Origin of the sequence: Nocardioides secundeburneus (assembly GCF_039939255.1) — a bacterium.
In the GTDB taxonomy this organism is placed as follows: domain Bacteria; phylum Actinomycetota; class Actinomycetes; order Propionibacteriales; family Nocardioidaceae; genus Nocardioides.
Map to the genome: position 1 here is coordinate 208,977 of NZ_JBDUUE010000006.1, position 13,318 is coordinate 222,294.

A 13,318-nucleotide genomic window follows, 5' to 3' on the forward strand; every position below is an offset into this window, starting at 1 on the left:
GACGGGGACGTAGGCTGCCGCGGTGACGTCGTGGACCCTGCGCAGTGCCAGCCCCGCCAAGACCCGTGCCGACGTGGTGGTGGCGGGCGTGCTGGCGGGCGGCTCGCAGCCCCGGCTCGCCGAGGCCGCGGCCGACGTCGCCGCCGCCTACGGACGACGCTTCGCCCCGATGCTGGCCAGCCTCGGCGTCACGGGCCGCGCCGGCGAGGTCGTCAAGGTGCCGACGTCCAAGACCATCGGCTCGCCGGTGCTCGTGCTGGTCGGCCTCGGCACCGAGGCCACGCCCGAGGCGTGCCGCCGCGCCGCCGGCGCCGCGGCCCGCGGGGTCGCCAACGCCACCTCCGTCGCGCTCGCCCTGCCGGCCGACACCCCCGAGCTGGTGCGCGCCGTCACCGAGGGCTATGCGCTCGGCGGCTACACCTTCACCGCCTACAAGAGGGCCAAGGACGCCGACCGCGACAGCCGGGCCTCCGAGGTCGTCGTCCTCAGTCCGATCGCGCGCCGCAAGGACGCCGTCGCCGCCTTCGCCGAGGCCCAGGTGCTCGCCGGCGCCGTCGCCCAGACCCGTGACTGGGTCAACACCCCGCCCAACGACCTGCGCCCGCCGAGCTTCGCCGACCTGGTCGCCGCCGCGGTCGCGGCCCGGCCCAGGAGCGCCGCGAAGGTCGAGATCGAGGTGCTCGACCACGAGCAGCTCGCCGAGCTCGGGTGCGGCGGCATCCTCGCGGTCGGCCGGGCCTCCGACGCCCCGCCCCGCCTGGTCCGGCTCTCCTACGTCCCGGGCGACCTGCCCGACGACGCCAGCGGGCCGAGGCACCTCGCGCTCGTGGGCAAGGGCATCACCTTCGACACCGGCGGCCTCAGCATCAAGCCGGCCGGGAGCATGGGTGAGATGAAGTCCGACATGGCCGGCGCGGCCGCCGTCGTCTCGGCCACGCTGGCCATCGCCGACCTCGGCCTCCCGGTGCGCGTCACGGCCTACGCCTCGCTCGCCGAGAACATGATCAGCGGCTCCGCCACCCGGCCCGGCGACATCATCACGATGTACGGCGGCACGACCGTCGAGATCCTCAACACCGACGCCGAGGGCCGCCTCGTGCTGGGCGACGCGCTGGTGCTGGCCACCGAGCAGGAGCCCGACGTCGTGCTCGACGTCGCCACGCTCACCGGTCACATGGTCATGGCCCTCGGCGACCGCGTCGGCGGCGTCATGGGCAGCCCCGAGGTCGTCGACGACGTGCTGGCCGCCGCCACGGCCGCGGGCGAGGACCACTGGCCCATGCCGATCCCGGAGTTCATGGACGAGCGCATCCGCTCCAGCAAGGTCGCCGACCTGGCCCAGCACGACTGGATCCGGTGGGGCGGCGGCCTGTTCGCCGCGGCCTTCCTGCGCCAGTTCACCGCCGGACTGCCCTGGGCCCACCTCGACATCGCCGGCCCGTCGTTCAACTCCGGCGGCCCGCACGGCCACGTGACCAGCGGCGGCACCGGCGTCGCCGTCACGACGCTCGTCGAGTTCGCGCGGTCGCTCTCGGCCTGAGGATGTGCCCGGCCCGCTACAACCCCTGCTGCCGGCGCTCTGCCCTGATGCGCGAGTTGTACTCGCGCATCCGCTGCGGGATGCCGACGAGGCCGGCGTCGTAGGACGGCACCTGGTGCTTGTTGCAGAACTCGTGCGCCCACTTCTCGTTGGGCACCCGCCGCCGGGTCCACTCGCCGTCGTGGGCGACGAGCAGGAGCGTGACCTCGCTGACGGCGGTGCGGGGCTCGACGAAGCCCTCGACGCCGTGACGCTCGGCGACCCAGGTGGTGAGGTGCTCCGCGTCGACCTTGTCGGAGGCGCGGACCGTGGTGCTGCCGGTGCGGGCGCCGCCGGTGGGGCGACTCACGCGGGTCTTCTGGCCACGGCGGAAGCGGTCGAGGAATCCCATGGGTCCAGTCTGCCAAGCCCGGCGGCCGAACGTGGGCACAACGCCCGGAGGCACCCTTGTCGGCGTCGTCACGCGTAGTGCAAAGATGGGTGCCCGGCGCCCACACTCAGCGCTCATCCCAGCACGGAAGGACCAGCGTGACCGACTTCGACGTCCTCGTCCTCGGAGCGGGCTCGGGCGGCTACGCCTGCGCCCTGCGCGCAGCCCAGCTGGGCCTGTCGGTGGGGCTCGTCGAGAAGGACAAGGTCGGTGGCACGTGCCTGCACGTGGGGTGCATCCCGACCAAGGCGCTGCTGCACGCCGGCGAGGTCGCCGACAGCGCGCGCGAGTCCGAGCAGTTCGGGGTGCGGGCGACGTTCGACGGCATCGACATGGCCGGCGTCAACGCCTACAAGGACGGCGTCGTCACCCGCCTGTTCAAGGGCCTGACCGGTCTGGTCAAGGGCCGCGGCATCACCGTCCTCGAGGGCTCCGGCGCGGTCACCGGCCAGCGCGAGGTCACCGTCACCGCCGCCGACGGCAGCACCGAGGTCCACACCGGCAAGCACCTCGTGCTCGCCACCGGCTCCTACTCCCGTTCGCTGCCCGGCCTCGAGGTCGACGGCGAGCGCGTGCTCACCTCCGAGCACGCCCTGCGCCTCGACCGTGTACCGGCCTCCGTGGTCGTGCTCGGCGGGGGCGTCATCGGCTGCGAGTTCGCGAGTGTGTGGCGCAGCTTCGGCGCCGAGGTCACGATCGTCGAGGCGCTGCCGCGGCTCGTCGCGGCAGAGGACGAGGCGTCGTCCAAGGCGCTCGAGCGGGCCTTTCGCAAGCGCAAGATCGCCTTCCGCACCGGCACCCCGTTCCAGTCGGTGAAGACCACCGACGACGGCGTCGCCGTCACCGTCGAGGGAGGCGACGTGATCGAGGCCGAGCTGCTGCTCGTCGCCGTCGGTCGCGGCCCGGTCACCGACGGCCTCGGCTTCGAGCGGATCGGCGTCGCCATGGAGCGCGGCTTCGTGCTCACCGACGACCGCTGCCGCACCAACGTCGAGGGCGTCTACGCCGTCGGCGACATCGTGCCCGGCCTCCAGCTGGCCCATCGCGGCTTCGCCCAGGGCATCTTCGTCGCCGAGCACATCGCCGGCCTCGACCCGCGGCCCATCGACGAGTCCGCCGTCCCGCGGGTGACCTACAGCCACCCCGAGATCGCCTCGGTCGGGCTCGACGAGGCCACGGCCCGTGAGACCTACGGCGACGACGGCGTCGAGACGCTGACCTACGACCTCGGCGGCAACGGCAAGAGCCAGATCCTCAAGACCCAGGGCTTCGTCAAGCTGGTGCGCCGCACCGACGGTCCCGTGGTCGGCGTCCACCTGGTCGGCGACCGGGTCGGTGAGCTGATCGGCGAGGCCCAGCTGATCTATGCGTGGGAGGCACACGCCGACGACGTCGCCCCCCTGGTGCACGCCCACCCCACGCAGAACGAAGCCCTCGGCGAGGCCCACCTGGCCCTCGCCGGCAAGCCCCTGCACGCCCACTCCTGAAGGAAGAGCAGCCACCCATGGCCACCGAAGTCAACCTGCCCGCACTCGGCGAGTCCGTCACCGAAGGCACCGTCACCCGCTGGCTCAAGCAGGTCGGCGACACCGTCGCGGTCGACGAGCCGCTGCTCGAGGTCTCCACCGACAAGGTCGACACCGAGATCCCCTCCCCCGTCGCGGGCACGCTCCTCGAGATCAAGGCCCAGGAGGACGACACCGTCGAGGTCGGCGCCGTGCTAGCGGTGATCGGTGACGAGGGCGAGTCCGCCGGCGACGCCGACTCCTCCGCCGCGCCCGAGGCGCAGCCCGCCGACGAGGGCGAGGCCGAGAAGAAGGCCGAGCAGGAGGAGCAGATCGCCGAGGAGAAGGGCGAGCTGCCCGCGGGCGACGAGACCCCCGAGAAGGAGAAGGAGGAGGCGCCCGCCGCCTCGTCCGGCTCGGGCTCGGGTGGGGGCGGTGGCGAGGCCACGTCGGTCACGCTCCCCGCGCTCGGCGAGTCGGTCACCGAGGGCACCGTCACCCGCTGGCTCAAGCAGGTCGGCGACGACGTCGCGGTCGACGAGCCGCTGCTCGAGGTCTCCACCGACAAGGTCGACACCGAGATCCCCTCGCCGGTCGCCGGCACCCTGCTGGAGATCAAGGTCGAGGAGGACGAGACCGTCGAGGTCGGTGCCGAGCTCGCCGTCATCGGCGACCAGGGCGCCTCCCCCGCCGACGCCAGCGGCTCGGCCGAGCCCGAGGCGCAGCCCAAGGACGAGGAGCAGGCCGAGAAGAAGGCCGAGCAGGAGGAGCAGATCGCCGAGGAGAAGGGCGAGCTGCCCCCCGGTGACGAGACCCCCGAGAAGGCCAAGGACCCTGAGCCGGAGCCGGCGGAGAAGTCCGAGCCCGAGCCCGCTCCCGCGCCGGCGGCCTCCGAGAGCCAGTCCGACGGCCCGAGCGGCACGCCGAGCAGCAGCACCGGCGCGAGCACCGGTGGCAGCACCACCGACGGTGCCGGCTACGTGACCCCGCTCGTGCGCAAGCTCGCCGCGCAGCACAACGTCGACCTCGCCTCGGTCACCGGCTCGGGCGTCGGCGGCCGCATCCGCAAGCAGGACGTCCTCGACGCCGCCAAGGCCGCCGAGCAGCCCGCTCCGGCCGCCGCCGCGTCGGCCCCGGCGTCCTCGGCCCCCGCCGCCTCGGCGCCGGCCGCCGCCTCGGTCACGCCGTCGCCGCTGCGGGGCACCACCGAGAAGATCAGCCGGCTGCGCAAGATCATCGCCGAGCGGATGATCGACTCGCTGCAGACCTCGGCCCAGCTCACCCAGGTCGTCGAGGTCGACGTCACCAACGTCGCGCGCCTGCGCGACAAGACCAAGGCCGACTTCCTGGCCCGTGAGGGCGTGAAGCTCAGCTACCTGCCGTTCTTCGCCAAGGCCGCGATCGACGCGCTCAAGCAGCACCCCAAGCTCAACGCCACCATCGACACCGACGCCGGCACGATCACCTACTACGACCGCGAGAACATCGCGTTCGCCGTCGACACCGAGAAGGGCCTGCTCACGCCGGTCGTCAAGGACGCCGGTGACCTGTCCATCGCGGGCCTGTCGAAGAAGATCGCCGACGTCGCCGAGCGCACCCGCACCAACAAGATCAGCCCCGACGAGCTCGGTGGTGGCACGTTCACCATCACCAACCTCGGCAGCGTCGGCGCCCTGTGGGACACCCCGATCATCAACAAGCCGCAGGTCGCCATCCTCGGCCCGGGCGCCGTCGTCAAGCGCCCCGTCGTGATCGACGACCCCAACCTCGGCGAGACGATCGCGGTGCGCCACATGGTCTACCTCGCGCTGACCTACGACCACCGCCTGGTCGACGGCGCCGACGCCGGCCGGTTCCTGCAGGAGGTCAAGAAGCGCCTCGAGTCGGGGGCCTTCGAGGTCTGAGGCACTGACGACCGCGCCCCCGCAGCGAGCTTGCTCGCGCGGGGGCGCTGTCGTCGGTGACCCGAGGAGGTCGAGCGAGCGCGCGCCCGAGCTTGCTCGGGCGCGACCGCGGGTCGAGACCTCCGCGACGTTAACGGCCACGCCCCACCGTCGGTGGGTGCGTGGCCGTCGTCCTACAGGGGCCTCGACTCGGGCTCGCCCGGCTCGACCAGCGTCAGAGGTCGAACTCCGAGGGGTCGATGCCGACCGCGTGGCACGCCTCGCGCACGACGGCTTTCTCCTGGGCGTCGAAGTTGCCGTCGGCGCCGCCGATGATGATGCCGATCTGGATGACCGCACGCGCCTCGGCGGGCTTCTTCTTGGTCTTGCCGATGGTCTGGACGAGCTCGACCTTGCCGAGCTGGAAGTCGGCGGCGAGCTTGGTGCAGTTGTCCTCGAAGCGCTGGCTGAGGGTGTCGGGCGGGAAGTTCGACAGGGCCTCGTTGGTGGTGATGAGGCCCGAGACCTTCTGCCGCTCGGCCGGGTCGACCGAGCCGTCGGCGGCCGCGACCAGAGCGCACATGGCCATCGAGGCGTCGCGGAAGGCACCGCTCTGCAGGTCGTTCTTCTTGGCGATCAGCTGGTCCTGCATGGTCTTGGTCGACTGGCGGAACTTGTCCCAAAGGGCCATCGGTGTCGTTACCTCACGATCGGGGTGGTTCGGTGGACGCGACCATCGTGCCCGACGGCCGCAACCGGCTCAGCCCACCTCGGTGGTCACGCTCACCTCGGTGTCGGTGGTGACGGTCTGCGACTGGCCGCCTGCCTCGACGTCGACGCTCGTCGACCCGCGGGACTCCGACGAGGCCGGGAAGAGCGAGCCCGTCGTGCCGCTGATCGTCCCGGTGGTGCGGCCGTCGCCCGACGTCACCTCGAAGCCGTCGGCGTCGCCGGGACGGTACTCCTGGGTCACCTCGACCGAGATCTCGTACTCCTCGCCCTCGAACGAGACCAGCTCGTACCGGGCGGTCTGCTCGACCTCGATGCCGTTGAGCTCGAGGACGTTGGTCGCCGTCCACGTCGCGCCCACGCCGAGGTCCTCGTCGGGGTAGGCCACGGTGAGCGACTCCGACTGGCTGCCCAGCTGCTCGAGCATCTCCCGCGCCTGGCCCGTCACCCCCGCCGGGATCTCCGACTCGCTGTCGACGAGCTCGCCGAGACGGCTGAAGGTCGTCGTGGTCCGGTAGCCGACCATCGGCTCGATCGCGGACTCGACCTGGGCGGCGGTGGGGTCGTCGTCGTCGGTCACGCGAGCGTCGGTGTAGGTCGTGACGGCGGTGATCTCGTCGTCGGTCACCTCGGTGACCTCGGTCGAGAGCACGAACTCGATCGGCGGCGAGTCGGCCACCTGACCGGCGTCGATGCGCTGGTCGAGGACCATGGTGGTGGTCTCGGTGTGCCCGACCTCGACGTCGTAGGCGAACGACGAGCGCGGCTCGGCGCCCGTCTCGGTGACCTCGATGACCGGCTTGTCCCCTGCCTCGGGGCCGTCGTCGCCGCAGGCGGCGAGCAGTGGCAGGCAGACGACGGCAACGGCGGTGGCAGTGGCGAGGGAGCGCGACATGAGCGACCTCTACCCACGACGACGCGGGCCCACGCCTCCACGGGGTGAGGCCGCACCTGGGAGGCTGGGGGCATGAGCGACCTGTCGATCGTGCTCGCCGGCGGTTCCGGCTTCCTCGGCTCCCACCTGCGCACCGCGCTGCGTGAGCGCGGCCATCGCGTCGTCTCGCTGGTGCGGGGGGACGCGAGCTCGGCGACGGGTGCCGACGAGTCGCGGTGGGACCCCTACACCGGCGAGGTCGACCACACGCTGGTGCGCACCGCCGACGTCGTGATCAACCTCGCCGGCTCGCCCACGCTCGGCAACCCGCACTCGAAGCGGTGGGCCCGCGAGCTCGAGCGTAGCCGGGTGACCACCACGCGCCTGCTCGCCGAGTCGATCGCGGCGGCCGAGAGGCCGCCGGCGTTCCTGGCCGGCAACGGCATCTCCTACTACGGCGACCACGGCGACGCCGTGCTCACCGAGGTCTCCGACACCCGCGGGCACGCCCTGCTGACCCGCGTGACGCGCGTCTGGCAGGCCGCCGCCGACCCGGCCGTCGCGGCCGGCGCGCGGGTGGCCGTGCTGCGCACCGCGCCGGTGATGGACGGTCGGGCGGCACCCCTCAAGCAGCAGCTGCTGCAGTTCCGCCTCGGGCTCGGTGGACGGCTCGGCAACGGGCGTCAGTACATGCCGATGATCTCGCTGCGCGACTGGGTCGGCGGCGTCGTCCACCTCACCGAGGGGACGACGTCCGGCCCGGTCAACCTGTGCCTGCCGACGGCCCCGACCAACGCCGAGTTCACCCGGGCGCTCGCGAGCGCCGTCCGGCGCCCGGCGTTCCTGCCCGCGCCGGCGCCCGTGCTCAAGGTGGCCGCCGGGGCGATGGCGCCCGAGCTGCTCGGCTCGCTCAACGTGCGGCCCGCCGCGCTGCTCGACGCCGGTTACGAGTTCCTCGACGCCGACGTCGACGCGCTGATCACGACCGCGCTCGCCGCTCGGGGCTGACCGACGCCATCCGCCACGCGCCGTCGACCCGCTCGAGCACCAGCCGCCTCGTCGACGCGGCGTCGGCGGGCAGCGCGACCTCGTCGGCCGCCGCGTGGGCCACCCGGTCGGTGACGACGAGCACCAGGCGTCGCCCGGACTCGGCCACCACGTCGAGGCGCAGCACCTGCGTCGTCAGAGTGGACAGCCGCGAGCCGCGATCGTTCCACGCCCGCAGCATCGCGACGTCGCGGCGTCCGGCGGCCGAGGTGGGCGTGTAGAGCGTGCGGAGGGCGCGCAGGTCGCCGGTGGTCCAGGCGGCCGCCCGGGCGTCGTCCCAGGCCCGCAGCACGTCGCGGGCCCGGCGTGACGCCGGCACCGGGGCGACCGTCGGCGAGGACGGCGCCGCGGTCGGCGCCGGAGCGGCCGCCCGCGGTGCATCGTCGGCGTCGGTGGCCACCACGACGCACACCACGCCGATGCCGACGAACGCGGCGGCGAGCACCCAGAGCAGCAGGCGCGTGGCGGTGGTGGCGGGCACGCGACCAGTAGAGCCCAGATCGCCCGTCGGCGCGCGCGCTCGTCCACAGGCCGCCGACCCCCGGTCCGACCGGGCCGCGCGCTAGCCTGGACGACGTGACTGACCTGACCTTCGAGGTCGCGGGTCTCGGTGCCGACGCGGTCGACTACCTCGCCGCCTGGGACCTCCAGCGCGACGTGCACGCCGGCGTCGTCGCCGGCACCCGACCGCCGACCGTGCTGCTGCTCGAGCACCCGCCCGTCTACACCGCCGGCAAGCGCACCGACGCGCACGAGCGCCCGCTCGATCCCGGGGGCGCCCAGGTCATCGACGTCGACCGCGGTGGCAAGATCACCTTCCACGGGCCCGGACAGCTCGTCGGCTACCCGATCGTGCGCACGCCCGACCACGTCAAGGTCGTCGACTACGTGCGCCGCGTCGAGGAGGCGCTCATCGCGGTGTGCCGCGACCTCGGCGTCGAGACCGCGCGCGTGCCGGGCCGCAGCGGCGTGTGGCTGCAGGCCGACGTCGAGCGCGGTCGTCCCGAGCGCAAGGTCGCCGCCATCGGCATCCGCGTCTCGCGCGGCGTCACCATGCACGGCTTCTCGCTCAACTGCGACGTCGATCTCGACTGGTACGACCGGTTCGTGCCGTGCGGCATCGACGACGCCGGTGTCACGACGCTCTCGCTCGAGACGGGGCGCGCCGTCACGGTGCACGACGTCCTGCCGTCGGTCGAGCGGCACCTGCGCCACTACCTGGCCTGGGGCCCCTACGAGGCCACCCCCGACTACGAGCCGCGTCCCGAGCCGGGCCGCGCGCCACGCATCGAGCTCATCCGACCCGGCGCCTGACGGCGCCGCGGCGGCTCCTCACTCCTCCTCGGGGAAGCCCCGGAAGGCGAGGTGGTCGCGCACCCGGTCGACGTCGTCCGGTGACGGCAGCTGGTCGGTCACCTGGGTGATGGACACCGCGATGTCGGCATCGACCAGGTCGGGCGGCACCATGCGCTGGGCGACCAGCTCACGGGCGATCTCCGCGACCTCCTCGTCGCTCAGCCGGCGACGGAGCAGGGCGAGCAGCGGCACGTAGTCCTGGGCGGGCACCCCGGTCGGGTACCCCTCGCGGAGCCAGGCGACGATGCGCCCGAGGACGGCGACGGGCACGGCTCAGCCCTTCTCGACGAGGGTCGGGTACCCGTGCTCGAAGCTGACCTCGTGGCCGAACCCCGAGGCCACCACGATCGTGATGCCGAGCGCGACGCCGGCCAGGACGACCGCGAAGCAGCAGACCGCCACGAGGCGCCCGACCGGGTGGGGCGCGCCGCCGTCGGCCTCAGCGCTGCCGCCGGTGCCGTAGGCCAGCGAGCGGATGCCCAGGGCGAACACGGCCGGCAGGCCGGCACCGAGGAGCAGCCCGACGAGCAGCACCTGCCAGGCGCCCTCGAGCGCGAACCGCACGTTCTCCATGACGGCCTCCCTCAGACCTTGACCGCGGACTGGGTGCCGACGGCGTCGGGCATGCCCTCCCAGTCGGCGTTGACGTTGCTGTGGTCGACCGGTTCGCGACGCGAGCGGACGTACATCGCGCCGGAGGCGGCGACCAGGATCGCGAACACCACGACGGCACCGATGACCCCTCCGGCCAGGTCGGCGACGAACCACGCGAGGGCGCCGACGACGCCTGCCATGGGCAGCGTGATCAGCCAGGCCAGGACCATGCGTCCGGCGACGCCCCAGCGGACCTCGGCGCCGCGCTTGCCGACGCCCGTGCCGAGGATCGAGCCGGTCGCGACGTGGGTGGTCGAGAGCGCGAACCCGAGGTGGCTCGAGGTGAGGATGACCGCGGCCGACGAGCTCTCGGCCGCCATGCCCTGCGGCGACGAGATCTCCACGAGCCCCTTGCCGAGCGTGCGGATGATCCGCCACCCGCCGAGGTAGGTGCCGAGGGCGATCGCCGCGGCGCACGAGACCTTGACCCACAGCGGGATCGTCGAGGTGTCGGTCCACTCGCCGCTGGCGAGGAGGGCGAGGGTGATCACGCCCATCGTCTTCTGGGCGTCGTTGGTGCCGTGCGCCAGCGAGACGAGGGACGCCGAGCCGATTTGCCCCCACCGGAACCCGCTCTCGCGGTAGCGCTCGGCGACGCCCTCGGTGATCGCGTGGATCAACCAGGTCCCGACCGCGGCGATGGCGATGGCGATGAGCGGTGAGAGCAGCGCGGGCAGGATGACCTTGCCGACGACGCCGTCGAGCTTGCTGCCGTCGCCGGCCCAGTTGACGCCGTCCATGCCCAGACCGGCGATCGTCGCCCCGATCAGACCGCCGAACAGCGCGTGCGACGAGCTCGACGGCAGCCCGAGCAGCCAGGTGAGCAGGTTCCAGAGGATGCCGCCGACGAGACCGGCGAGCACGATGACGAGCAGCGCCTCGCCTCCGTCGGCCAGCAGCTCCGGCCGTGGCGCGCCGTCCGAGTCCTGGATCTTCACCACCGCGTTGGTCACCGTCAGGGCGACCTCGACCGAGAGGAAGGCACCGACGAGGTTGAGGGTGGCGGAGAGGCCCACCGCGACCTTGGGCTTGAGGGCACCGGTCGCGATGGAGGTCGCCATCGCGTTCCCGGTGTCGTGGAATCCGTTGGTGAAGTCGAAGGCCAGCGCCGTCACGACCACCAGTCCGAGGATGACCAGCTCCGGTGTCACCCTCCGCACGCTGCTCCTCACCCACCGTGCGGGGAAGGGCTGCGCGCCGGAGTTCAGCAGATGTTCACCACGGCCCGGACCCCGCGCGTCGCCGTCGCCGAGCACGGGCCGTCGTGGTCTGATGACCCGTCCCGATCGGGAAGGAGCACGAGGTGAACGACACCGGTCAGCTGGTCATCGAGACCGCCGGTCTGCGCAAGGAGTTCCGCGGACGCCGCGGCACCCGGGTGGCCGTGCACGGTCTCGACCTGGCGGTGCCCGCCGGAGGCGTGCACGGGTTCCTCGGACCCAACGGCTCCGGCAAGACGACGACGATCCGCATGCTGCTCGGCCTGGCCCGGGCCACGAGCGGCGAGATGAGGCTCTTCGGCGAGCCGGTGCCCGCCCTCCTGCCGGCCGTGATCGACCGGGTCGGCGCCGTCGTCGAGTCGCCGAAGTTCTCCCCCACCTTCACCGGACGACGCAACCTGCAGCTGCTCGCCCGCAGCACCGGCCTGCCCGAGTCGCGGGTCGACGCCGCCCTCGAGACCGTCGGGCTCACCGGGCGCGACCGCGACCGCTACAAGGGCTACTCGCTCGGCATGAAGCAGCGCCTCGCCATCGCCGCGACCCTGCTCAAGGACCCGCAGCTGCTGATCCTCGACGAGCCCACCAACGGCCTCGACCCGGCCGGCATCCGCGAGATCCGCGAGACGATCCGCGGGCTCGGCGAGCGCGGCGTCACCGTGCTCCTCAGCTCGCACATCCTCGCCGAGGTGCAGCAGGTCTGCGACTCGGCCACCATCATCGGCAACGGCCGCCTGCTGGCCTCCGGGCTGGTGCGCGACCTGGTCGACGCCGGAGCCACCACGCACGAGGTCGAGGTGGCCGACGTCGACGCCGCGCTCGCCGTCCTCGGCCGGGCCGGGATGTCGGCCGCCCGGTCGGCGACCCACCCGGCCGGACTGCGCGTCGAGTCCGACGACCCCGCCACGATCACCCGCACGCTCGGTGAGGCCGGCCTGTGGCTGAGCGCGCTGACGCCGGTGCGTCGCGACCTCGAGTCGGTCTTCCTCGAGCTGACCGCCGACGACACGCTCGGCACCGCGACCGACGCCCAGGGCGGTGCCTCGTGATGCGGCTGCTGGGGGTCGAGCTGACCCGGCTGCGCTGCCGGCGCGCCGTCCTCGTGCTCCTGGTCGCCATGCTCGCGCTGCCCGTCGTCATCGGCGTGATCACGCTCGTCGACCAGGAGCCGCTCGGCCCCGACGCCTACGAGCAGGCCGAGGTGCTCGCCGCGGAGGAGGCTCGGCAGCCCTACGTGCAGCAGGGCATCGACGACTGCGTGCGCTACGCCGACGAGTACGGCATCACCGGCCCCGACGCCGAGGTGCTCGAGCAGTGCACCTCGATGAACACCCCCACGGCCGACCAGTTCGTCGACTACGACCCGCTCGACCTCGCCACCGCCCGCGACGACGGCGGGCTCGCGGTCGCCGTCGTGCTCGGCATGCTCGCGATGCTCGTCGGGGCGACCTTCGCCGGTCACGACTGGAACACCGGCTCGATGAGCAACCAGCTGCTGTTCGAGCCGCGCCGTGGCCGGGTGTGGACGGCGAAGGCGCTCGCGGTCGTGCTCGGCACCGGCACCGTGGCGTTGGTCGCGTCGACGGTGTTCTGGCTGATGCTCGCCGCCCGCTTCTGGGTCGACGACATCGCGATCCCCGACGGCGTCCTGCTCGACAGCCTCCAGCAGGGCTGGCGCGGTGCCGGCGTCGCGGCGGCCGGGGCGCTCGGCGGCTACGCGATCACGATGCTCTCGCGGAGCACCGTGTTCACGATCGGGCTGCTGTTCGGCGTGGCCGTCGCCGGGGCGATCCTCCTCGGCCTCCTGGTCGACGACCGCGGACCGGTCGACCCGGCCATCAACGCCCAGGCCGTCATCCAGGACGGCACCGACTACTTCGTCCCCGTGCCCGAGTCCTGCTACACCGAGATGAGTGCGGAGCCGCGGCCCGAGTGCGTCGAGCAGCGGCGTCGTTCGCTGAACGGCGGCCTGCTCCACCTGGGTCTGCTCACGGTCGTCGCCACGGGTGCCTCCGTCGTCTCGTTCCGCCGCCGCGACGTGCCCTGACCCACATCCGGCGGCCCGCGGAATACCCGCGTCGTG

General features: G+C 72.9%; 14 protein-coding genes. 7 read left to right on the forward strand and 7 right to left on the reverse strand.

The annotated features are described in order from the left end of the window. Positions 1-22: 22 nt before the first annotated feature. Positions 23-1,540: a leucyl aminopeptidase gene (locus ABFT23_RS17320; protein WP_347897412.1), complete on the forward strand. Its 1,518-nt coding sequence runs from the start codon at positions 23-25 to the stop codon at positions 1,538-1,540. Between the two features lie 16 nt (positions 1,541-1,556). On the opposite strand, the gene ABFT23_RS17325 is transcribed toward ABFT23_RS17320, so the two are convergent. Beyond that, positions 1,557-1,931, reverse strand: coding sequence for a hypothetical protein (locus ABFT23_RS17325; RefSeq protein ID WP_347897413.1), 375 nt, complete (start codon positions 1,929-1,931; stop codon positions 1,557-1,559). A 137-nt stretch (positions 1,932-2,068) separates the two neighbouring features. On the opposite strand from ABFT23_RS17325, the gene lpdA reads away from it, so the two are divergent. Further along, positions 2,069-3,457, forward strand: coding sequence for a dihydrolipoyl dehydrogenase (gene lpdA, locus ABFT23_RS17330; protein ID WP_347897415.1), 1,389 nt, complete (start codon positions 2,069-2,071; stop codon positions 3,455-3,457). A 17-nt stretch (positions 3,458-3,474) separates the two neighbouring features. Then, positions 3,475-5,379 (forward strand): 2-oxoglutarate dehydrogenase, E2 component, dihydrolipoamide succinyltransferase, encoded by a 1,905-nt coding sequence (sucB, locus tag ABFT23_RS17335; protein WP_347897417.1) that lies wholly within the window; start codon positions 3,475-3,477, stop codon positions 5,377-5,379. A 214-nt stretch (positions 5,380-5,593) separates the two neighbouring features. Here sucB and ABFT23_RS17340 read toward each other — a convergent pair whose 3' ends face one another. Together ABFT23_RS17340 and ABFT23_RS17345 are read right to left on the reverse strand one after the other, a co-directional pair. Next, positions 5,594-6,049 carry a tellurite resistance TerB family protein gene (locus ABFT23_RS17340; RefSeq protein WP_347897418.1) on the reverse strand — a complete coding sequence of 152 codons (456 nt, stop codon included), beginning with the start codon at positions 6,047-6,049 and terminating at the stop codon, positions 5,594-5,596. Between the two features lie 69 nt (positions 6,050-6,118). After that, positions 6,119-6,982, reverse strand: coding sequence for a DUF6263 family protein (locus ABFT23_RS17345; RefSeq protein ID WP_347897420.1), 864 nt, complete (start codon positions 6,980-6,982; stop codon positions 6,119-6,121). A 72-nt stretch (positions 6,983-7,054) separates the two neighbouring features. On the opposite strand from ABFT23_RS17345, the gene ABFT23_RS17350 reads away from it, so the two are divergent. After that, a complete protein-coding gene (locus tag ABFT23_RS17350; protein WP_347897422.1) occupies positions 7,055-7,969 on the forward strand; it encodes a TIGR01777 family oxidoreductase in 915 nt (304 codons plus the stop codon). Here ABFT23_RS17350 and ABFT23_RS17355 read toward each other — a convergent pair. Beyond that, positions 7,941-8,489, reverse strand: a complete 549-nt coding sequence (locus ABFT23_RS17355; protein WP_347897424.1) for a hypothetical protein — start codon at positions 8,487-8,489, stop codon at positions 7,941-7,943. The two genes, ABFT23_RS17350 and ABFT23_RS17355, sit on opposite strands and share 29 nt — an antisense overlap. A gap of 95 nt (positions 8,490-8,584) precedes the next feature. Here ABFT23_RS17355 and lipB point away from each other — a divergent pair, with 95 nt between their 5' ends. Then, positions 8,585-9,322 carry a lipoyl(octanoyl) transferase LipB gene (gene lipB, locus ABFT23_RS17360; RefSeq protein WP_347897425.1) on the forward strand — a complete coding sequence of 246 codons (738 nt, stop codon included), beginning with the start codon at positions 8,585-8,587 and terminating at the stop codon, positions 9,320-9,322. A gap of 18 nt (positions 9,323-9,340) precedes the next feature. Here lipB and ABFT23_RS17365 read toward each other — a convergent pair whose 3' ends face one another. Genes ABFT23_RS17365 through ABFT23_RS17375 form a run of 3 tightly spaced genes read right to left on the reverse strand, consistent with a single transcriptional unit; the run spans position 9,341 to position 11,169 of the window. After that, positions 9,341-9,634 carry a DUF3349 domain-containing protein gene (locus ABFT23_RS17365; RefSeq protein ID WP_347897428.1) on the reverse strand — a complete coding sequence of 98 codons (294 nt, stop codon included), beginning with the start codon at positions 9,632-9,634 and terminating at the stop codon, positions 9,341-9,343. Positions 9,635-9,637: 3 nt separating this feature from the next. After that, entirely contained in the window at positions 9,638-9,937 is a 300-nt protein-coding gene (locus ABFT23_RS17370; RefSeq protein ID WP_347897429.1) for a hypothetical protein, read from the reverse strand. Between the two features lie 11 nt (positions 9,938-9,948). Continuing rightward, positions 9,949-11,169 (reverse strand): inorganic phosphate transporter, encoded by a 1,221-nt coding sequence (locus ABFT23_RS17375; protein WP_347897431.1) that lies wholly within the window; start codon positions 11,167-11,169, stop codon positions 9,949-9,951. Between the two features lie 152 nt (positions 11,170-11,321). Here ABFT23_RS17375 and ABFT23_RS17380 point away from each other — a divergent pair, with 152 nt between their 5' ends. Further along, positions 11,322-12,284, forward strand: a complete 963-nt coding sequence (locus tag ABFT23_RS17380; RefSeq protein ID WP_347897433.1) for an ABC transporter ATP-binding protein — start codon at positions 11,322-11,324, stop codon at positions 12,282-12,284. After that, on the forward strand, positions 12,281-13,282 hold the full coding sequence (locus tag ABFT23_RS17385) for a hypothetical protein (protein WP_347897435.1): 1,002 nt from the start codon (positions 12,281-12,283) through the stop codon (positions 13,280-13,282). The genes ABFT23_RS17380 and ABFT23_RS17385 overlap by 4 nt, the downstream gene beginning before the upstream one ends. Positions 13,283-13,318 lie beyond the last annotated feature (36 nt).

Bases quoted from the DNA above. Each gene is read 5' to 3' on its own strand.
- ABFT23_RS17325 (WP_347897413.1), bottom strand. From the start codon at position 1,931: ATGGGATTCCTCGACCGCTTCCGCCGTGGCCAGAAGACCCGCGTGAGT.
- sucB (WP_347897417.1), top strand. From the start codon at position 3,475: ATGGCCACCGAAGTCAACCTGCCCGCACTCGGCGAGTCCGTCACCGAA.
- ABFT23_RS17340 (WP_347897418.1), bottom strand. From the start codon at position 6,049: ATGGCCCTTTGGGACAAGTTCCGCCAGTCGACCAAGACCATGCAGGAC.
- ABFT23_RS17345 (WP_347897420.1), bottom strand. From the start codon at position 6,982: ATGTCGCGCTCCCTCGCCACTGCCACCGCCGTTGCCGTCGTCTGCCTG.
- ABFT23_RS17350 (WP_347897422.1), top strand. From the start codon at position 7,055: ATGAGCGACCTGTCGATCGTGCTCGCCGGCGGTTCCGGCTTCCTCGGC.
- ABFT23_RS17370 (WP_347897429.1), bottom strand. From the start codon at position 9,937: ATGGAGAACGTGCGGTTCGCGCTCGAGGGCGCCTGGCAGGTGCTGCTC.